The organism is Legionella bozemanae, assembly GCF_900450575.1.
Taxonomy (GTDB): domain Bacteria; phylum Pseudomonadota; class Gammaproteobacteria; order Legionellales; family Legionellaceae; genus Legionella; species Legionella bozemanae.
Map to the genome: position 1 here is coordinate 2,171,047 of NZ_UGGY01000001.1, position 20,754 is coordinate 2,191,800.

Here is a 20,754-nt window from a genome sequence, read left to right on the forward strand (position 1 = left end):
CCTGCTCAGGACGTCAGAGTTTCTTTATGAATAAATTTGATACTCCCCTCTGGCCCTTCGCCCTATCATTAGTCTTATTCTAAAAGATAAAGAACTAGTGTGTCAAACTGGTTTAGAACAATGTATTGAAGAAGATCAAAAACCAACGACTAACTTAAGCTAAATTAAGTCATTCCAATCTATGCCAAAAGCCTTGAATTTTTTCAAGGCTTTTTTATTTTTGGATCGAACAACAAACGCAGATGCTATCCCTATTTAAAGATTTAAAGAGAATCAACAACATATCCGTACGGCCTTTAGGATTATCTATAAATTTATTTATATCTCTCATAAAAAATTTAATGACTTATTTTAATTTTTCTTTAATGCTCATTTTATAAACTACATGCACAAAATAATTCAGGTTATGGATTTTATTTGAGCATAAATGGAACATCAAGAAAGGATTACAAATTTTATTCAGAGGTATTTAAGATGCAGAGTATGTTAGAAAGATATGGGTTTTCATTTGCTGGCCGTACTGCTTTAAGTAGTGTGCGACTTACTGGAACCGCTTGGGACTCCCACAATATTGCCGCTTTGGAACAATTTAAGCAAAAATATAATATCAAATTGGTTGAGGCAACCGCTCCAACCATATATAGAGGGATCTCAGTGGAGCATTTTCTTGGTTCTTTTGGTTACCCTGGATTAGGAGCAACCGCAATGCGTCCTAGCTTTGCCCGCCTTATGAAAGCTAAAGGATATACATGTTTGGAAGATTTCAGCCCTGCCGAAAAAAAGGAGATTACCGACACGCATGTTAAGGGATACTCCCTCATTAAGGGAAATACAAAATTAGCCCATTCATTTAGCTATTGTCCTAGCGTAGCTCTTGGTTATGGAGTTGATGCCGCAAAAAAATCAAATTTCCCAGGCATTTCACTAATCGGTGCAGCATGCAATGTCTATAACAAATGGGATGTGGAATATGATGAAGCTTTGGATGGTGTACAATTTGGTACTTCTCTATATTCATATCAATACGAGACGATAGTTCCTCATCTATTTGCTCTGAATCATTGTATTGTTGTCAACCAAAAAGCATCCAATATGATTCATCTTGATGAGTTAAGACAAGCAAAACGTTTTGATGCCCCAGAATCATCGATAGTGGAACTCAGCATTATCCCGGAAGAGATAATGAGAAAATATCAGCGATTAGAAATTGATAAAGTAATTGCTTATGATGACTTTGTTTCCTACGTCTTCGAAAGTAAGGATCCCAAGGATATAAAAGCTTTAAAAGCAGCTGAGTTATATGAACAGTATAGAAGTATCTTGAAAGAACAAGCTGCCTTAGTGAGTTTACCCCTTTGCGAGCGAGATTTATGGATTAATATAGCCAGTGAAGTAGCCCCTAAAACTTATAGTTGTATTACAGCACATGAAGAGGGTTTTACTATTGAATTGCCAGCAAAAAGCGGTGGGGTATTTGTGATAACTATCTCTGATATTGAGGCAGCGATCTGTCTTGCTCCATTATTTGAAAAAGATCCAACATTAACATTAGACAAGATAAAAAATGGTGAAGTTCCTTGTGCTTTAAATTATTTAACTGAGTCAGTAATTAGAAAAAATAAGGAACTAGTGTGTCAAACTGGTTTAGAACAATGCATTGAAGAGGATCAAAAGCCAACTGCTAACTTATGCTAAATAACTTAAGTCATTCCAATCTATGCCAAAAGCCTTGAATCTTTTTCAAGGCTTTTTTATTTTTTGAATCGAACAACAAACGCAGATGCTATCCCTATTCTAAAGAAAATCAACAACATATTCGTACGAGCCTTTAGGATTATCTATAAATTTATTTATACCTCTCATAAAAAATTTAATGTCTTATTTTAATTTTTCTTTAATGCTCATTTTATAAACTACATGCACAAAATAATTCAGGTTATGGATTTTATTTGAGCATAAATGGAGCGTCAAGAAAGGATTGCAAATTTTATTCAGAGGTATTTAAGATGCAGAGTATGTTAGAAAGATATGGGTTTTCATTTGCTGGCCGTACTGCTTTAAGTAGTGTGCGACTTACTGGAGCCGCTTTTGACTCCCACAATATTACCGCTTTACAATTATTCAAACAAAAACATAATATCAAATTGGTTGAGGCAACCGCTCCAACCATATATAGAGGGGTCTCAGTGGAGCATTTTCTTGGTTCTTTTGATCGCCCTGGATTAGGGGTAACCGCAATGCGTCCTAGTCTTGCTCGCCTTATGAAAGCTAAAAGATATACATGTTTGGAAGATTTCAGCCCTGCCGAAAAAAAGGAGATTACCGAAGCGCATGTTAAGGGATACTCCCTCACTAAGGGAAATACAAAAGTAGCCCATTCATTTAGCTATTGTCCTAGCGTAGCTCTTGGTTTTGGAATTGATGCCGCAAAAAAATCAAATTTCCCAGGCATTTCACTAATCGGTGCAGCATGCAAAGTCTATGACAAATGGGATGTGGAATATGATTCACTTACTCTAGATGGAGAAGAGCAAGGTACTTCAATATTTTCGTATCAATGCGAGACGATAGTTCCTCATCTTCGTTTCCCTATAAATCATTTTATTCTTGTCAACCAAAAAGCATCCAATATGATTCATCTCGATGATTTAAGACAAGCAAAACGTTTTGATGTCCCTGAACCATCGATAGTGAGGCTCAGCATTATCCCAGCGGAGATAATGAGAAAATATCAACAATTAGAAATTGATAAAGTAATTGCTTATGATGATTTTGTTACCTATGTGCATGAACACAATAATCCAAAGGATCCCAAGGCGATTGAGTTATATGAACAGTATAAAAGTATCTTGAAAGAGCAAGCTGCCTTAGTGAATTTACCCCTTTGTGAACGAGATTTATGGGTTAACATAGCCAGCGAAGTAGCTCCCAAAACGTATAGTTGTATTACAGCACATGAAGAGGGTTTTACTATTGAATTGCCAGCAAAAAGTGGTGGGGTACTTGCAATAACTATCTCTAATATTCAAGCAGTAATCTGTCTTGCTCCACTATTTGAAAAAGATCCTACATTAACATTAGATAAGATAAAAAATGGTGAAGTTCCTTGTGCATTGAATTATTTAACTGAGTCAGTAATTAGAAAAAATAAAGATTTAATTTGTGAAACTGCTTTAGAACAATGTGTTGAGGAAGAGCGAAGAATAATGAACCTAAGTTAAATAGCTTATCATGTTAAAAGCCTTGGACTTTTTTCAAGGTTTTTTACTAATTATATTTGCCAAAATATAGCCACTATGTGTTAAAGTAACTCCTGAACAGGTCTTAATACAATACAAGGATAGGATTTCATGATCACTAAATTAGAAACAGCCTTATCACTAAGAGCTAAAATGTCGCCAAATCTTACAATGACAAAAGCGATTCCCCAAACGATACAAAGGTTTTTTCCTTTTTCACCGATTCAACATCCTTTCGCTCCAATCATGCAAAACGCCTTACCACAAAAGGAACTGAAGACAATGCATATTGAAGGAGAAGAATTAGAATTAATTCATCAGCTTCGTGAATCAAATAAGTTTTATATCCTTGAAGACCATAATACAGTCCTAAAGCAGTTTTTTTCAGAGAAGCAGAAGGAAAACTCTCCACTTGGTCATTTGTATAAAGAGATGGATTATCCTGGATTTTTACATCGCTTAATTACTAAAAAATTTAAAGCAATCTATTCTGATGGTCGATTAGTAGTTCCTCGTGATCATACTGCTGAATTTGCTAAAGCATATCAACGAAAAAAAGAAAAATACAATTCATCCCGTAAATTGTTAGAGGCAATTGGTACTGCTGAGGATGATGTACTTTATAAAGAGTATTTATCCTTGGAAGAAGCTGCTGTCAGCCCTTTGATTGTACCACGAGCATATTTTTTACCTCTTGCCGATGGCAGACGAACAGAATTCTCACCAATACTTCACGGGCTTAATCTACAAGGAGGAAATCTTTTTGATGAATGGGATAATGCCCACCCCTACCCTGTGTCAATAAGCTATCTTGCAGCACCAGAGTTTCGTAATTGTCTCAGCTTACAATATGATGTATTAGCTTGCGTCCGTTTTGATAATTCGAATAGTGAGGCAATCCATTTTGGGGAGCGCCAAGCTTTAGCAGTGCAACAACCTGGATTTGCCTCTGTTCTTTCTTCTATTTATGGTGAGGACAATGCGCTATCAAATAATCCCCAAGCCAAAACAATAGCCTTTGATAATCCTGTATTTGGCAAAGGTGTTTTTTATCCTAATGCTTATAAAAACCGTTTAAAGCATAATCTCCATCAGTTATTACTTCTTGCTGACCTCAGTTTAAGCAAAGAAGGAACGCTTACGATTAAAGGAATGAGTTTGGGTGCATTCGCAATTCAGGAATTATTATATCCAATGGAATGTATTTTTCATGAAGCACTGGAAGAAACGCTGGCCACACTTGATTTACCACAAATTAAAAAAATTAATCTTATAAATTTTCCTTCTACACTTGATAAGTTCAGTGATCCTGGTGATCGCGAGTACGCTTTATTAATAGGTCATAGAACTAAAACTGAAACGATCCAGGTGAATGGAAGAACCATTGAGATTAATACCTGTCTTGGTGCCCCCTTAGCAGTACAACCCGAAGAACATGTTGCCACACACATTTGTGGTGATTCATTGTCTTTTCCAGGAAATGAGGCCCATGTGGGGATCCCTCCTAAAGTCAGCAGTGATGATTCAGTCATGCATTATGCAGGAGCCTGTTTCTCGATGACGAAAGATATCGAATCATCTATGGAGGATGTCCAGAAAAAAATCCGTGTGGTGAGCGGCAACAGAGCTACTTTATTCAACAAGTATAAATCCAGGCTAGGAATTGAAACCCTAGAACCACAAAGCTCATTAACACTTTCAAAAGAGTAAGTATCTTATCGAATAACCCTCTTCCAGAATTAAGTCTTATAGCGAATAGGAGAGGGGCATTTTTAGTTAGCATCAAGCCTGTTATTTGGGGTGAACACCAATAAAATTGGACTAGCCATTTCTTTTCTTTATCCCAGCAACAACGACCTCTTCCTCTTCGTCAGGATTGTTATCATGAGCTTTTGCAATTTTCTTCGCCAGCTTATGGTAAAACATTTTACAAGGTATTTCATCGACACCCCCCTGCTTGTTGACATCAAACCGAACACAATGAGTGTCATCAACTTTTTCGACATAAATTTGGTGCCTATCCATTTCTCCATCTTCCCGAACAACAGGATAAGTAACCAGCATTTGATCATAATCTTTTAACAAAGTTTCTACTTTTTCCTCACTTTCACTTTCACTTGCTTTCACTGCTTTTTTATCATAGGGGATATTATGATCTACAAATACCGCATGCATACCGTCTTTTCCTTTATGGATGAGATCAATTTGGTGTTGTTTTTCTTTTAGTGCTTCTTCATAAATATGTTTGGAGTCACCCTCCCTATAACCACGATCTCGATAACCTAATTGTTCCTCGAAATATAAATTGACCATTGGAGAACAAATACCCTCCTCATCCGGAGACGCACCAACTTTATCAAAGATTTCATCTTGAGTTGTAAACGGTTTTTCAGAGCGAATTCCACTGGATAGGGACGTCACTATTTTTTTCGATGAGTCAGCTGTATCTAATTCAGAAGTATTTTCTGTTTGGCGAGAATGTTCGGGATCCGAACGGCTTGAAACAGCATTTTTCAAAACAGTAAACTGAGTTGCAGCAAAGTTGGCAATGAATGTAACGAATTTAGCGCCTGCCCAAGAATCTACTCGTTCATTATCCCTATTACTGGAATTTGATAAGTTCTCTTTTTCATCATGATTCGTCTCATAAAAGCCCGGTGAATCCTCATACTCCTGAAACTCTTTATCTATTTGGTTGTAATCCGTATCACAATAATCTTCCCAGGAAATACCGGGCTGACTATCAGATTCTAAAGGCAAGACGACCTTACCCATTGAAAGAGAGCCTTGAATATCATCAATAATATTGGGATCTCCAAATGCGTCATCCATCGTCAATCTCTCCTGAAAACTCATGCACTAAAAATCATAATACTAACACAATGTAAAATTTATTATCAATAAAGACCGTTTTTCAACTCGTGAAGGTCATGAAAATGCAAACAAGGAAAATTGAACATAACCAATTCCCCTGCATTAAAGGGTGTTAAGAAACTTAAAGAAGTATTTAAATAAACTTTCTTTAGTACATTATTATCGTTTCGTTGATGAAAACTTAGCCACACATTCACTATTTTCTTCACTGGTAGTTTTTATCTTAAATTTCTGTTCAACTGCCTTTTTAGAATTTTCAATCATTAAATTGTATAAAAAGTTGTTAGATGACTGAGGCATGACAAAGCCCGGTTGCGAAGTGACGCCTCCTGTAAATGTTTCAAAATCAAGAGTGCTCATTTCAGCAACTCCTTTGGCTGTATGAATTAAGCTGCCTGCTTTATCATATTCATCCTCACCTTGCGCAAATTCGTAAGCAATTTCAAATTCAGTTTTTGCATGGGTAACAGCCTCGCTGGGTGGGGGTAGATCAGTTGCATACTCTTTTCTTGTCTGTTGTTTTGCTTCTGCGTGTTTCTTTAATGCTTTGCGCGCCCCAGGTAATAATGGTTTCTGCTTTTTATCAAGAAATACATTCACACTAACCATTTCTTGATTTTCTGTATTTCCTGTCTTTTTATCGAGTTTCTCTCGCTCTTTGCAATAAAATGTATGCTTTTCACATTCTTCACGAGTCGTCATTACAGCCCCAAGAACCGTATCAACTGCTGCTGTTAAAATTTTATTTGTTGATCCCACGTTTTTTTGATGCTCCAGACAGTCCACTTCATCAAAATTCTCATCTGCTACCTGTTTTAAACTCACCTCATCTGATTCAGTACTAGAAACTGTATTTTTTCCACTAAATGGGCTTGTAATCATATCTGCCAGAAAAGTGATAGGGTTTAGTAAAAATTTTGTTCCTCCCCAGAAATCGCTACTCTTTTCAGAACTTTTGTTCGGATTTGATGAAGTTCTTTCTACACTTTCATCAGGTGACTCCTGGTTTTCTTCTGTTTCATTATATTCTGTATCATCAGAGCTCACAGAAGATACTTCGAAACTTTCTTGACTCGTTGAGGGAGTAATGGTGGTGGTAATAGAGGGTTCGCTTATTTCGACCTGTGTTTGACTGGAGCCACTTAAAGATTGATCACTAACACTATTACTAGAATCCTTTTTATCCTCTATGGCATCATCTAGTTCAAACCCCATATCCGGCATATATTTCGACTGCATACATCTACCCTCTAAAAATAATTATATTTATATTTGGAGGCATTATTCTAATCGACCAACATTAAGGCATTATTAATTGGTTTTAATCATTTTAATTATTTTTAAATCATTTTGCTGATATATATGCGATGCTTTGATTTCTAGTTCAATTAATTAGGTATTTAGCAAAGATAGAAACACGCACGGTGATTTAATTACCGGGCACATGGAAAAGAATTAAGGATACTCTGAATCTATGGTGCAACGGTTTTTGTATTATCGTTGTCATGCTTAATTAAGATAAAATCTGACAAGCCTTTAATTAATTTATTGCATTGATCCGCCAAAATCTCATAAAGAGTAAATGCCAATCGAGCTACCCCAATTGGCAAAGTAAGAATTTTTGCACAAAAAAGAAATGCTTCCGCGAAGATATTTTTTATAATGTTTGGTTCAAAATCAGCATCAGCAGAAATTTTTTCCAATCCCAGTCCGTAAAAGAAGTTCCCATACCTTCCGTTTGTAATTTTCTTAATAATTCCAGGAAATTCTTTATCATTAAACTCATAAATACCATCATTACAATCGAAATAGTGATAAAGCCCCTCATCAATTTTTTTTATCGAAAGAGCATGGCCAGCAATAAACCCAAAATATTTTAAGATTACCGCATCACCATTATTTACCAACATTTTTTGTATATCTTTTGCTATTTTATCTTCGTTCCAATCCATATAAACATCAGCAATCCATTCACTTTTTTGGGAAGGTATAAATTGACTCCATTGAGCACATTCAATCGCGTCAGTTAATGGAATCTCTTGTTTCGTCACTTCAGCATTCTTAGGGAGCGTTAATTTTCCTTTAGCCCAAAAGAAGCTGTATCCATAACAAGACCCCAGTGTAGTTTTTGAAGACTGTTTTAAATTGCAAATTTTTCTCATAACAAACTCTTTTTTGCCTTCATATAAATCAATGTGGGCGATTATACCACAATAAGTCTGATAAATGACAAAATATTATTCCATCAAGTATTGTTATGGAGGATTAAGCTGAGCTTATTTGAATATTATTCTATTTATTTCTATATTTTAAGAACTACAGCATAGATAAAGAACGCTATGAATAATCAGAATGAATTGACTCGTGACCAACAACGATTACTTCAAATTTGGGAAAATCATACTCGATATGAATTTGAAGCGAAAAATGTTAACCAAACTATGAAAACAATGATTGAGAATCCCTATGTAAATCATGTGCCTACAATGATGGGAGGATTTGGAAAAAAAGAAGTAGAACAATTTTACAGCAAATCATTTATCCCGAAAATGCCTCAAGATACTGAAACAGTACTTGTATCAAGGACTATAGGAACGAATCAGATTGTTGATGAGCTCATTTTTAAATTTACTCATTCAATTCGCATGGATTGGATGTTAAAAGGCATTGAGCCAACAGGAAAACGAGTTGAAATTCCTCTAGTAGCAGTAGTCGCCTTTCAAGATGGAAAAATTGCTAGTGAACATATTTATTGGGACCAAGCCTCTGTCTTAGTGCAATTAGGATTGATTCACTCTGATAATCTGCCTGTATATGGAATTGAGACAGCGCATAAAGTTATGGAGCTTAAGAATCGAACCAATTGCTGAATGATACTATATACTAAAGAAGTTTATTTCTTTATTAATTTCATAGGATTCTAATATGTTTTACGTTCATTGCTTTTGGCTCTAGGTAAAACATGATAAAGCTTCCTTAATTCGGTAAGCGGGATTTCAGCAACATCCCAAATATTCCATCCCTTAGAATACAAATTAATTTGCATTTGTGAGCCTCGATACCAAGCATCCCAAAACTCATAAGGATCGATCATCACCTGAGCGGAGCCTGCAAGCTCATTGATCTTAATGCCTAAATAAAAAGAATAAATAACGGGAATAACGTGACCGTCAATTGAATTTTTTTGCAGCATTGTTGAAGTAAATACAGAAACCAAAAGTTCGCCATAGGGACTTGTATCGTATTCACTTAAGACATGAAGGGAGTCATGAGGCATAATAAATTGATAATTGGCACCCTCTTCTTCTCCAGGAAATTTGTAATTATTTTTTTTAAATTGCATCCAAATATGGTAACCAAAACTCTCTTTAGGCAAATGGTGAAGACTTTCATAACGTTGCGCGAGTTGCAGATTTTTTTTGTCGCCACGGTAAGGAAAAAGCCAATTATCAATATCTTTTTCATCTTCAAGATCTGGAAAAATATCAAAGCTTTCAAGATTTTTGCGCATAATATCTTTAATCAACCACTGAAAATCTCCTTCCAAAGTTTTCTTTAACTGGCTCAGATAATGCGGGTTAATATGAGCTGCCTTAGCATACTCAAAAACAGTTTTAATTTTCTCACTGTCAATTGTTCTATCCATCAATGCGGTGACTACTAGAAAACGTAATAGATATTCTGCCTTTATTGCATTAGGAAAAACCTGGGTAAAACTTGAAAGCGGAGATTCAAGGAGTTGTGTAAATTGCAGTTCATCTTTGTGTCCAAAAACATGGGCATATACTGCCTTGAGAGAAGATTGTTGTAAGGGTGTTAATGACTGTTTTCCCTGAGCTGTAGCAACATCTTTCATAGCAGATAAAAGATACAAAATTTCTTTAATTTGTAATTTCACAGTCATTCCTCAGCATTTTTTCTTCAAGACTCAGTTTTAGGACGCTCTATATAATAGTGTATCATATCTGTGATCATATAATAATCAATATGGTTATTAAGAGGTAGCATTATATTGATCATTCAGTCTTTAATTTTCTGTAGAGAACTTATTTTCAATAATACATGATGTAAACCTTAGTTATTTCCATTCGTAGTATACTTAATAATAGAAGAGTAAGTAGTTCATTTTTGTCGACAATTTTGTCAGGCAAAATGAGACTGGAATAGAAAATCATGTCCGAACAAATTGTTCTTATATTTTCTTTAATTTTGCTCACAGGCTTTGTATGCCAATGGGTTGCCTCGCACCTCAAATTGCCTGCAATAATTTTTTTACTTCTTAGTGGGATTTTTTTGGGTCCAATAATGCATTGGCTCAGACCCGATGAGCAATTAAGTGGAATACTTTCTCCGTTTGTCTCTTTTTCAGTCGCAGTCATTCTGTTTGAAGGCAGTATGACTTTAAAGTTTTCTAAAATCAGAGGGGTTGGCTCTGTAATCCGCAATTTAATTAGTGTGGGAGCACTTATTACATTTTTATGCGTGGCTGTTACAACTCATCTTTTAATTAGATTTTCATGGGAAATCTCTTTCCTTTTTGCGTCGCTCATGGTAGTGACTGGCCCCACAGTGATTACGCCCATGCTACGAATTTTGCGACCGAATGCAAATATTGCTAATGTTTTACGATGGGAAGGAATTTTAATTGATCCTATTGGCGCTATTCTAGCGGTTTTAGTTTTTGAATTTATTATTTCAAATACATTATCCGATGGCTTTATTTCTGGAGCTTTTATTTTTGGAAAGATAATTTTATGTGGGATCTCTTTAGGTGTTATGGGGGCCCTATCTATCGGAGTAGCATTTAAAAAATACTGGATTCCTCAATACTTGCAAAACTTCGCCGTATTAAGCGCTATCAGTATTATTTTTGCAATCGCTAATTATCTTACTTCCGAATCCGGTTTACTTGCTGTAACCGTGATGGGGCTTACATTAGCCAATATTAAAGGCATTGAATTAGACGATATCTTGAATTTCAAGGAAAGCTTGAGTTTAGTCCTTTTATCTCTCTTATTCATCATATTAGCTGCGCGGGTTGATTTATCCTCATTTATTACTTTAGGGTACCCTGCCCTTTTATTGTTTTTAGTAATACAATTTATAATTCGACCTCTAAATGTTTATTTATCTTCTTTAGGCTCTACATTAACTATGTCGGAACGGCATATGATTGCTTGGATTGCCCCTCGAGGTATTATTGCTGCGGCTATATCTGCTTTATTTGCCATGCGATTAGGCAGCTTAGGTTTTTCTGAAGCATCAATGCTGGTTCCTTTAACATTTTTTATGATCATTGGCACCATTACATTACAGAGTCTTACAGCGAAAAAAATCGCTCTAAAATTGAAGGTCGCTGAACCTGAGCCTCAAGGCTTTCTGATCATTGGCGCGAATAAAGTCGCTCGAGCAATCGCAAAACAGCTCCAGGAAAACAATTTTTACGTATGTCTTGTTGATGAAGATTGGTCTGCTCTTAGCAACGCCAAAATGAAAGGATTGGCAACGATTTGGGGAAACCCAATTTCTCAACATGTTGAAAACAACCTTAATTTACTCAAAATCAAACACCTATTAATTCTTACGCCCTATTTGCAGTTAAATATTCTTGCAGCCAAACATTACCGCTATCTTTTTCCAGAACGAGAAATTTTTGCCATTCAAACAGTACTTCCTCAAGAAGGACAAAGGGAAGAAAAATTTAGTTTTAAACATAGTGGTAGAAACATTTTCAAACAAGATGTTACTTATCAATGCATAGAAAATTTATTAAATCTAGGCTGCAAAATAAAAACTACTTTAATAACAGAACAGTTTTCATATGAGCAGTATCTCAATATACGCAGCTCTCCTTTATTTGCAATTGATCCCAAGGGTTGTATCTATGTTTTTACAAATAAATCCACTTTTACCCCTGCTAACGGATGGAAAATCATAGGAATATCTTAATTTGTTTTTAAAAAACACCTTTTCCTCTATAATCTGTTTCAAAATGCACAATAATGAGTTCCCTAAGATATTAGAGGTGAAAAAAATATGGACATTGGCAATCTGTATGCATTAGACAAAAAAGTAGCTGTAGTTACAGGAGCTGCTGGTGGTTTAGCGCGAGTTATTATTGATATTTTATCTCAAGCAGGTGCTAAGATAGTCATGATCGATACGAATAAGCCAGCAATTGATTTGCTGGCAAAAGATATGGAGCGCCAGGGAAAATCATGCTTAGCCTTGGCTTGCGACGTAACCAATAAATCGCAAATTTTAAAAGCCATCGCTGAAATTGAAACAATTTATGGGACTATAGATATATTAGTAAACTGCGCAGGTATATTAGGTGCTGATAAACCTTTATTCGAAATTGAAGAAGCTGATTGGGATAAAGTACTCAATACAAATCTGAAAGGAACATGGCTAATGTCAACAGAGGTTGCCAGACATATGGTGAAAACTAAAATTAAGGGCAACATTGTGAATATTTCTTCGGCATGCGGGGATCATGCTCAGCTTAATCGTGTCCATTATGGCACTTCAAAAGCTGGTGTTGAACATTTAACTCGTAACATGGCGGCCGAATTATTGGAGTATCAGATTCGCGTAAATTGCCTTGCACCAGGCTGGATGTCAACTGAAATGGTAAGACAAATTCTAGAAGGACCTAAAGGTGAAAAGTGGCGCAAAGCAATTCCAGTAAAACGGGCAGCGGATCCTCAAGAATTAGCTGGGGCTGTATTACTGCTGGCATCAAATGCATCAAGTTATATGACGGGTTCAACACTAAGAGTTGATGGCGGTTATGCTTGTCATGAAATTGTTTTACCTAAGGAGTAACCATGAAGCACAATCTTATTATCATTCCTGGATGGGGTGGAACAGAACTATTATGGAAACATCAAAGCGAGCACCTTGCTGATATCGCTGATATTACTGTCAAATATTTTCCTGATGCTGAAACCATAGAAAAAATGACAGAACAACTCCTTAAAGATGCACCAGAAAAATTTATTATCTGTGGGCATTCTTTGGGAGGCTGGGTAGCACAACTCGCAGCGATAAAAGCACCTCATAGAGTCTCTCATTTGATTATTATGGGAAGTTGGACAGGTGATTTAAATCAAGAGAAGCGCCAATATTTTGAACAGTGGCAGCATGAAATTGAAAATGACCGTCTTGAACATTTACTCAGTGAAGTCAATGCAACCAGTGTTCTTCCCTCTCGCAGCAAGGACAGATCCTTAATGAGCACTCTTGTTGAAGGACAAGCAAAGTTTCCCCGGCAAGGATTTCTGAATCAAACTAAAGCAATGCTAAACAGTCAACCGACGACGTTGCAACTTCATAAAATAGAATGCCCGACATTAATTATTTATGGCCGACAAGATAGTGCTTTTACGTTGGAAACACAACAATCCCTGAAATCTGGCATTCCTTCAGCAAAATTAGCAATTATTGAGGATTGTGGACATATGTGTCATGTTGAGCAACCGCAAGCAGTAACTGCATTATTGAAATTTTGGCTTGAAGACCACCTTAAATAATAACGGGTCAATTACCCTATTCCCATTCAAGCACAGCTTGAACCTTGGCCTGAAGGAGATCCACTTTTTGGAACAATCATGTTCAGTTCCCCAAACCAAGGCCCCCACTATGTTCCCTAATTAAGTTGAGGCTTTTGAGTCACCCAGCCCCCTTGGAAATGAAAAATTTTACAATTATTTTAAAAGAGCTCTCGCAACAAATAGGCAAAATGGTGTAAAATTAACCATATTTTGCTATATAGGGTACTTTCTTTGAAATCGACTGATATTGAAAAAAGCATACACGCATTAGAAGTACGTATGTCTCTGGTTGAAAAGATTAATGGCATCGCGTCACCGACCGCACAAAAACAATCTAAATCAATTAAAAACAAAAAAACTACGGACAAATCAATACCAAAACCTATGTCAGGTAATTGGTTAGGTTTTGTTGCCTCAGTTTGTTTTATTCTGGCTGCGTGCTTCATTGTTAAATTATCAATTGAGTCTGGATGGTTAACTCATGAAAAGCAACTTGGAGTAGCGACATTATTTGGAATGGCTTTATTTACTGCAGGAATTGCAATTTCCAACTCAGATAGAATATATGCCTGCTTTTTACCAGCTGCTGGAGCAATAGTACTTTATTTTACCTGTTACGCCGCATATCAATATTATTTACTGATTTCATTTCAAACAGTCATTGCCATATCGACCATTATTTCAGGAGTTTCCATTTGGTTTTATTTACGGTTTAAACATGATATTTACGCGATTGTTGCTGCATTAGGTGCCTATTTCGCCCCTATTGTTGCAGGTGTTGAAAATAATGCTATTTTTTCTTTGTATTATTTCACTATTTGTTCTTTGAATTTTGCAACACTTGCTATTTGGGTGGAGTCGCGGACCTTAACGATGATTTCAGCTTACTTGGCAATATCAATAACCGCAATAGTGGGACTAAAACTGAATCAAGATGTGTTAATCGCTACGGTACTTGCTATTAATTTTCTTATCTTCTCAATTGGCACTCTATTTTTTACACAATTGACCAAAAAACAGCTCACTGAGAAAGAATCATGGAGTCTTTTCCCAGTATTATTAATTTTCTATGCAATGGAGTATTATTATCTCAGTCGTATTGATCATACCCTGGCTTCATGCGTTTCCTTAGCATCAGCAGCCCTTTTAGTCGGACTCTATTACTCGGCTAAAAGATGGTTTCCTGATCGTCGTTTTAATAGCCGTAATGTACTGCTCACCTTTGTAACACTTGTTTGTTTCCATTCTATTTATCTTGGTCTTTTGCCGTTAAATCTAAGACCATGGCTTTTTGCAGTGATTGTTTTTGCTTACACCATATTCCATGAAAAAATTAAATTAATTCAATGGAGTATCCCATTCTTAATCCCATTTGTGGCGCTCTCTGCTATTTTAGGTATTGAATACCTAAGCATATTAGGCCACTTAGTAAATGGCAGTGGATTGTCTTGGCCCGTAGTAGCTGGGGCTTCTTTTGCCAGCATTTGGTATTTATTAATACAAAATCGCCAGGAATTAACTTATAGAGAGGAGTATTATTATGCTTTACTGGCAGCTGCACATCTTCTTGCGATCATGAGTCTCTATCAACTGACTGCTGAATACAGCACCCTGGCTGTATCTGCTTCCTGGCTTACGTATGTTCTTATCATCCTGCGGGTTTCAACACTGCGCAATGATGTACTTATTGCAAAATCAGTGCTCATTGTTTTGTTTTTTGCTGCAGGAAAAGCGTTACTTTATGATGCATCATCAAGTCCAACAATTATTCGAACGTTATCGCTTATCCTTACTGGGGTTGTTTTATATGCTTCAGGACTTGTTATTAGAAAAAAGACAAATTGGAGAAGTACGCTAATTGAGAGTAATTCTAAAAGTATCGAAATAGATTAATAAATTGATTATAACCTTTCAATTCAAAACAAATGCAGTTAATCATCATGGATGAGCAAACAGTCCCTATTCTGATATCAAACATGTTGCTTTTTATAGGTAACTGTCTGTAATATAAAAAATCATGATTGTCATTTTTTGTCATTTCTTCATTTTAATTTTTAGTGTCAATTAAAAATAGAGAATAAATACATGCGTATCGATTTTAGCTTATTAAGACTTTTGCATCTTATTGATTATCAAAAGCCAAAAGGCGAACAGTGCCCTCTTGAATTGTTTCGACGAAGAATTAACCCAATCGAGCTTTCAACATGCATGCGTCACCTCTATCTGTTCTCTGCTGGTCAGGTAGAAATGCATAATGATCAATATGATGAGATCCTTTTAAATTTGAAAAAACCTCGCATACATCAGAAATTACCTCAATTAGAGAATATTGAAGGAAGTAAGGTATATCGTTTTCTTTTATTTTGGGTTATTGGAGGATTAAACAAGAAAAAACCTTTTAATGACGAACGTATTTTAGGTGATCTGAGAAGAATTTGCAGAAATTATGAACATTCAACATCACCTGCTAAAAAAGAAGCCTGGCAACAAAATCAAGCGGTTATGCAAGCATTACTCACTGATGCAAAGCATTTATTAAAATTAACAAAAAATATTGAATTACCTTTAAAAAAAAAGAAAAAGCTTCTAAAAACAGCTTGTGATCATTGTACCTGGGTCAGAGAGCAAGGCTTTTTTGAGATAACCCCATACATCGATTACTCTTCTTTTCTTGATAAAAAAGAAATGGCAGTTCACCTCCACGGAGTACTCGAAATAGTACGTAAAAAGCTCAATACTGAACTGGGTAAAATTGCTGCAAATAGAGTCCCTATTTCCTTTTTATTTTCAAAATCTGCCAATCATTTGCAAAATAAGTTGTGGCAGATTGATAAATTACAAACGCTTTTAATGGATGAAGAGCCTTTCTTAGGACATACCACTGAAGGAATGAAGATGCATCTAGGAAGCTAAGAACAACAATTTTTATTGTATAACAACACTGTGTTGGGATAGTTTTTTTTCATTCAACTTAAGTCGACTTAAAGTAATTAAACTGAAAAAACCAATCAAGCACAGTAAACGCATAAAAGAACTTACCTCTTTAATACCAATGACGCTTGTAATAAAACTAAATAAAGCGGAGCAGTTGAATTGGCAAAATAGGGTTAAAGCTAATGCCAATGCCATTTGTTTCGGGAAAGGACGTACAACTGCAGAAGTTGCACTCGCCACAATAAACCCTGTACCGAAATAATAGACCACCATCGGGATAATAAAAATAAGGTAAATCGTGTTAGAAAGCAGACTAAACAGCCACATTAAAACTGCGGAAAAAGCAAAGAAATAAACGCCAAACGCGGTGAGTTGTCTACTTGAGTAATACTTAACCAAGACACCGCAGCATGCTGTTCCTAATAAATGCATAATTGCCATAACTGTTTTAGCAAGACCATACTGGGTAGAAGTCCATTGAGCACCTTTAATCAAAATAAATGATGCAGAAGTATTAAAAGCAGATTCACCAGCCATCATTAATGCTGAAATCAATAAATAACCAACAAAAATAGGATGTCGAAAAACTGTAGTTATTATTTCTCTAAAACTCAAACTCAACGAATGATTAGTTTTTGTTTCCTGTATCCCGATGCTCAAAGGAAATAGAAGCAGCGCATAGAATGCAATAATTATAGAGGCAATCTGCCAATTCCAATGACTATTAATTAAGCCGCCCAAAAAAGGTAAAAAGCATATAAAAAGACCTCCAAGAGTAAAAAACCAAGCAAAGTACTGGGTTGCATGTTGTTCATCATGAATATCGTTAATCATTGCCCTCCCCATAAGCAAGGTTGCTCCTACGGCCATTCCCTGAAAAAAACGACACAATAATAAAGCTTCAATAGAAGGGCTCAATGCAGCTAGAAAATTAGAGAGTAAATACAATAATAAACCCCAAATAAATATAGGTTTTCTGCCATAACGTTCAGAAAGAACTCCCCACAAGATCATACTTAATGCCTTTCCCAGTAAAAAAAGGCTAATGGTTAATTGAGCTATGTTCGGTTTCACTGAAAAAGAATGAGCTAATTTAGGCAAGGCCGGAGTAATAAAATGAATATCTAAATTCCCAAAAAACCAGGTAAATAATATGAGTAGAAGTGCCCTATTGGTCATGATGTTCTATCAGAATACGTGTTGGAAATCTGAGGCACTGGATCTGGATTGATAAAAAATCCATGAAACCCCGCCACAAAAAGAGCAAATAAACCATAGAAGCTTGCGAGAATCACAAACAATGCTGAATAAGACAGCCAATTCATTAGCATGCCTCCGAGTAATAGGCCAATGAGATTTCCCAATTTGGCAAAAGAATTTGCTAACCCAAGTGCATAACCAGGTAAAGAATAACGATCACTTAAAAGAGCACACAATGCAGGTAATAAAGCAGCTAAAACTACTCCCCATAGGATACGGAAACAGGCAAAAAGAAAGAGATTGCTTGTACTTGCTTGGCATAGCATAAGAATTAAACCGAGTATACTGTAACGTACTAAATAACCATGTACTAAAGAAATGTCAGAGCGGCATTGATCAAACTGACGTCCACACCATTCAGAACTCGCTAACATGCCCGCCGCAGGAAGAGAATAAAGCAGACCGATAAGAACTAAATTATGAGAGAAAGAATCGTTGATAAACAAAGACAATCCCGGATCAGGCAAAAATTTAATGACTTGAGTCAAAGTAATCAAAAAGCATAGAAAGTAAATTGGCTTCGAATCAACACGCAATCTATTGCGCTTTTGATCCAGATTTTTATTCGCTTTTTTTTGTACAGCCGGCAGATAATAGTACATAATAAGCGTTATAGCTAGGCAAATAACCGTAGCTATGCCATATAATCCTTGGTAATTGGTAGCGGCTAAAATTATTCCCCCTATGAAACCAGCTAGAGTTGTAGCAATTGCCTTTGCCGATTGTAAACGCGCTAATTGTCTACTTTTATGATGCCACTCACAAAGGCTTAAAGAATAAGTTTGCATGGATACAATAAAGCCAGCAAAAGCTCCCTGAAAAACACGAATGGTTAAAATCCAAAAGAGAGAAGGTGCAAACATCATAGCCAGTTGGGTAAATACCAATGCCCAGGATGCCCGCATTAACATAGATTTATAACCATAACGATCAGCCGCAATCCCCCAAATTGGAGCCATGATGATGTTGGCAAGCATAGGCAATATGAAACCAAGCATGCTGTAAAATACCGCATCCTGTAATGATCCTTCATTTTGAGAAGCAATGAGCAAAGACAAGAAAGGATTTGTCATTTCTAAAGCCAAGATCATAAAAAATTGACTTGTTAAGATGAGCGGCTGAAGTGATTTAGGCATAATTTCTGCTCAGTGGATTTCGAATCATGGAAAATAAATCTTGGTTTTGATTTTCATGAAGTCGCATAGCCAGCAAACATTTTTGTTGCCAAGGTTCAACAAGCAATTTCTTTCGATGCCAATGATAAATTTGCGGTTCAGTTTTAGTTCTAAGCTCCTCTAAAATGTGATCGAGAATTTGCCTTACCTTTTGCCAAAGAATAGGTTTAGATAGCTTATAATCGACACTCAAACAATCAATCCCATAAGCCAAATTACTCAGCAAATTACCATGTATAAATTTATCGCTCAGTTCACTTAGCCCAGTACAGGTTATGGTCGAATCTGGATGTAGTGTGGGTTTAATTACTTTCTCATAAAGCGAATGGCTGCAAATTTTAATACCTCCGAGATCTCGTATTACAAGGCCCGAAGGACGATTTGCTTGAAAAATAATTAACGTATTTTGTTGGTGTGCTTCCAATGCAATCCCATAACATAATAATAGATGCAACTGACTTGTTAAAACGCAGCGGCAATACTCAGTAAAGTAACGTACCGGATTGCTTTGGCTTAGTTCAATGAGTTCGCTCAATAAAGATCGTTGACTGATTGGTGACTGTTTAAAGAGAGACGCCACAGGAACAAGTTTTTGATTTAATCTTATCCATTGCAAAGGGTTTTCACGAACTATGAGTGCCAAATGTTTCTTTTCATTATCAGGAATGGACGGATGTAACGTATTGATACCTGCTAAATCACGCGCCAAAAATAATTGCCCTCTATAATAATGATTTTGCGCAAGTAATTCATTGAGCCATTGTGACAAGATAGAAGAGTTACTTACTGATGCGGGAGAAACCGTACGTAAAGACGAGGTGGTATGTACGCCTACAGCCAATTTAAGATGCGGGCCATGTTTTGCAAGTGGCATCATTGTACGAAATGACATCGAGGGTTTTGTTTGTTGAAATACTGGATTGACGATAAATTGCTGTCCATCAAATAATGGTTTTGTGAGTGTTTGTAATTTATTAGCCCACTGCCAAGGATGAATAGGTAGCGGATAATAATCTTCTGGTTTTAACTTTTTAAATCGTAGCGATTCACTCCACAAAGTGTACTCTTTGGGAAAGTGATTACTAAATAACCAATGATAAACAGATTTTGACGTTGAGGTAAATGCTAGAGAATGATGAATTGCAGCCCAGCAAATAGTGACTTCTGAATTGAATTCAGGAGAATATTGCACAACCTCTCTACGGTTAAAGCCTATTTTGGCACGAAAATTAGGATGAGATGGATGCCCCATGCAACCCCATTGTTCTAAGAAATTAAGTACTTGCTGCTGATCAAATTGCTCGATTAGCCAAGACCATAAATTCGAGTAACCTTTTGCCTGTTGTCTAATTTTTTTATGCCATTGATATTGATATGCAAGAGCTAGAGCCTGATTCGCAATGCTTTCATTTAATTCTTCATTTAACGAGTGCCAATTTTTAAAGCGAATTTTTCGATTTTTTGAATAAATCTTCAAGAGCTCAAGATAAGTAGCAATGGATTGGCTCGTTACTTTTTTATCAATTAACCCTTCTGAAAAAGCTGCCCTTTTTAACCGATTAAAACACTGCTGATAAGAGGTAAAAAGAAAACGCTCCATTTGTTTGGATGAAACAGGAAAATCAGTATCCAATAATAATGAACGTAATTGAACGTTTAACTCATTAACGTGAGAACTCGATAAAATCATACACACCACCCTCTTTATTGTCTTAT

General features: G+C 36.2%; 16 protein-coding genes. 9 read left to right on the plus strand and 7 right to left on the minus strand.

From position 1 onward, the window contains the following. Positions 1–474: 474 nt before the first annotated feature. The 3 genes from DY223_RS09470 (at position 475) to DY223_RS09480 (ending at position 4,949) form a co-directional block, all read left to right on the plus strand. Positions 475–1,695 carry a hypothetical protein gene (locus DY223_RS09470; RefSeq protein ID WP_058458521.1) on the plus strand — a complete coding sequence of 407 codons (1,221 nt, stop codon included), beginning with the start codon at positions 475–477 and terminating at the stop codon, positions 1,693–1,695. A 311-nt stretch (positions 1,696–2,006) separates the two neighbouring features. Then, a complete protein-coding gene (locus DY223_RS09475) occupies positions 2,007–3,221 on the plus strand; it encodes a hypothetical protein (RefSeq protein ID WP_058458522.1) in 1,215 nt (404 codons plus the stop codon). Positions 3,222–3,350: 129 nt separating this feature from the next. Beyond that, positions 3,351–4,949 carry a hypothetical protein gene (locus tag DY223_RS09480; RefSeq protein WP_058458523.1) on the plus strand — a complete coding sequence of 533 codons (1,599 nt, stop codon included), beginning with the start codon at positions 3,351–3,353 and terminating at the stop codon, positions 4,947–4,949. Between the two features lie 111 nt (positions 4,950–5,060). Here the strand turns inward: DY223_RS09480 and DY223_RS09485 are convergent, their stop codons facing one another. The 3 genes from DY223_RS09485 to DY223_RS09495 all read right to left on the minus strand — a co-directional run bounded on the left by DY223_RS09485 (position 5,061) and on the right by DY223_RS09495 (position 8,275). Beyond that, positions 5,061–6,071 (minus strand): hypothetical protein, encoded by a 1,011-nt coding sequence (locus DY223_RS09485; RefSeq protein WP_058458524.1) that lies wholly within the window; start codon positions 6,069–6,071, stop codon positions 5,061–5,063. A 201-nt stretch (positions 6,072–6,272) separates the two neighbouring features. Further along, positions 6,273–7,352 (minus strand): hypothetical protein, encoded by a 1,080-nt coding sequence (locus DY223_RS09490; protein WP_058458525.1) that lies wholly within the window; start codon positions 7,350–7,352, stop codon positions 6,273–6,275. A gap of 233 nt (positions 7,353–7,585) precedes the next feature. Next, positions 7,586–8,275, minus strand: a complete 690-nt coding sequence (locus tag DY223_RS09495; RefSeq protein ID WP_058458526.1) for a hypothetical protein — start codon at positions 8,273–8,275, stop codon at positions 7,586–7,588. Between the two features lie 177 nt (positions 8,276–8,452). Between DY223_RS09495 and DY223_RS09500 the strand changes: the two genes are divergently transcribed. Continuing rightward, positions 8,453–8,983, plus strand: a complete 531-nt coding sequence (locus DY223_RS09500) for an ester cyclase (RefSeq protein ID WP_058458527.1) — start codon at positions 8,453–8,455, stop codon at positions 8,981–8,983. A gap of 50 nt (positions 8,984–9,033) precedes the next feature. Here the strand turns inward: DY223_RS09500 and DY223_RS09505 are convergent, their stop codons facing one another. Further along, the gene (locus DY223_RS09505) at positions 9,034–10,011 is read right to left on the minus strand and encodes a hypothetical protein (RefSeq protein WP_058458528.1); all 978 of its coding nucleotides are present in this window, start codon (positions 10,009–10,011) and stop codon (positions 9,034–9,036) included. A gap of 275 nt (positions 10,012–10,286) precedes the next feature. On the opposite strand from DY223_RS09505, the gene DY223_RS09510 reads away from it, so the two are divergent. The 5 genes from DY223_RS09510 (at position 10,287) to DY223_RS09530 (ending at position 16,582) form a co-directional block, all read left to right on the plus strand. Continuing rightward, entirely contained in the window at positions 10,287–12,062 is a 1,776-nt protein-coding gene (locus tag DY223_RS09510) for a cation:proton antiporter (RefSeq protein WP_058458529.1), read from the plus strand. Between the two features lie 87 nt (positions 12,063–12,149). Further along, positions 12,150–12,941 (plus strand): SDR family NAD(P)-dependent oxidoreductase, encoded by a 792-nt coding sequence (locus DY223_RS09515; RefSeq protein WP_058458530.1) that lies wholly within the window; start codon positions 12,150–12,152, stop codon positions 12,939–12,941. 2 nt (positions 12,942–12,943) lie between these two features. Then, positions 12,944–13,648: an alpha/beta fold hydrolase gene (locus DY223_RS09520; RefSeq protein WP_058458531.1), complete on the plus strand. Its 705-nt coding sequence runs from the start codon at positions 12,944–12,946 to the stop codon at positions 13,646–13,648. A gap of 252 nt (positions 13,649–13,900) precedes the next feature. Then, positions 13,901–15,562, plus strand: coding sequence for a DUF2339 domain-containing protein (locus DY223_RS09525; protein ID WP_058458532.1), 1,662 nt, complete (start codon positions 13,901–13,903; stop codon positions 15,560–15,562). Between the two features lie 192 nt (positions 15,563–15,754). After that, positions 15,755–16,582, plus strand: a complete 828-nt coding sequence (locus tag DY223_RS09530) for a hypothetical protein (RefSeq protein ID WP_058458533.1) — start codon at positions 15,755–15,757, stop codon at positions 16,580–16,582. Between the two features lie 12 nt (positions 16,583–16,594). Here the strand turns inward: DY223_RS09530 and DY223_RS09535 are convergent, their stop codons facing one another. From DY223_RS09535 to DY223_RS09545, 3 genes are read right to left on the minus strand one after another with little or no spacing between them, the layout of a single operon-like run. Beyond that, positions 16,595–17,782, minus strand: a complete 1,188-nt coding sequence (locus DY223_RS09535; protein WP_058458534.1) for an MFS transporter — start codon at positions 17,780–17,782, stop codon at positions 16,595–16,597. Next, positions 17,779–18,999 (minus strand): MFS transporter, encoded by a 1,221-nt coding sequence (locus tag DY223_RS09540; RefSeq protein ID WP_058458535.1) that lies wholly within the window; start codon positions 18,997–18,999, stop codon positions 17,779–17,781. The genes DY223_RS09535 and DY223_RS09540 overlap by 4 nt, the downstream gene beginning before the upstream one ends. Continuing rightward, positions 18,992–20,728: an IucA/IucC family protein gene (locus DY223_RS09545; RefSeq protein ID WP_058458536.1), complete on the minus strand. Its 1,737-nt coding sequence runs from the start codon at positions 20,726–20,728 to the stop codon at positions 18,992–18,994. Before DY223_RS09545 ends, DY223_RS09540 begins: the two co-directional genes overlap by 8 nt. Between the last annotated feature and the right edge of the window lie 26 nt (positions 20,729–20,754).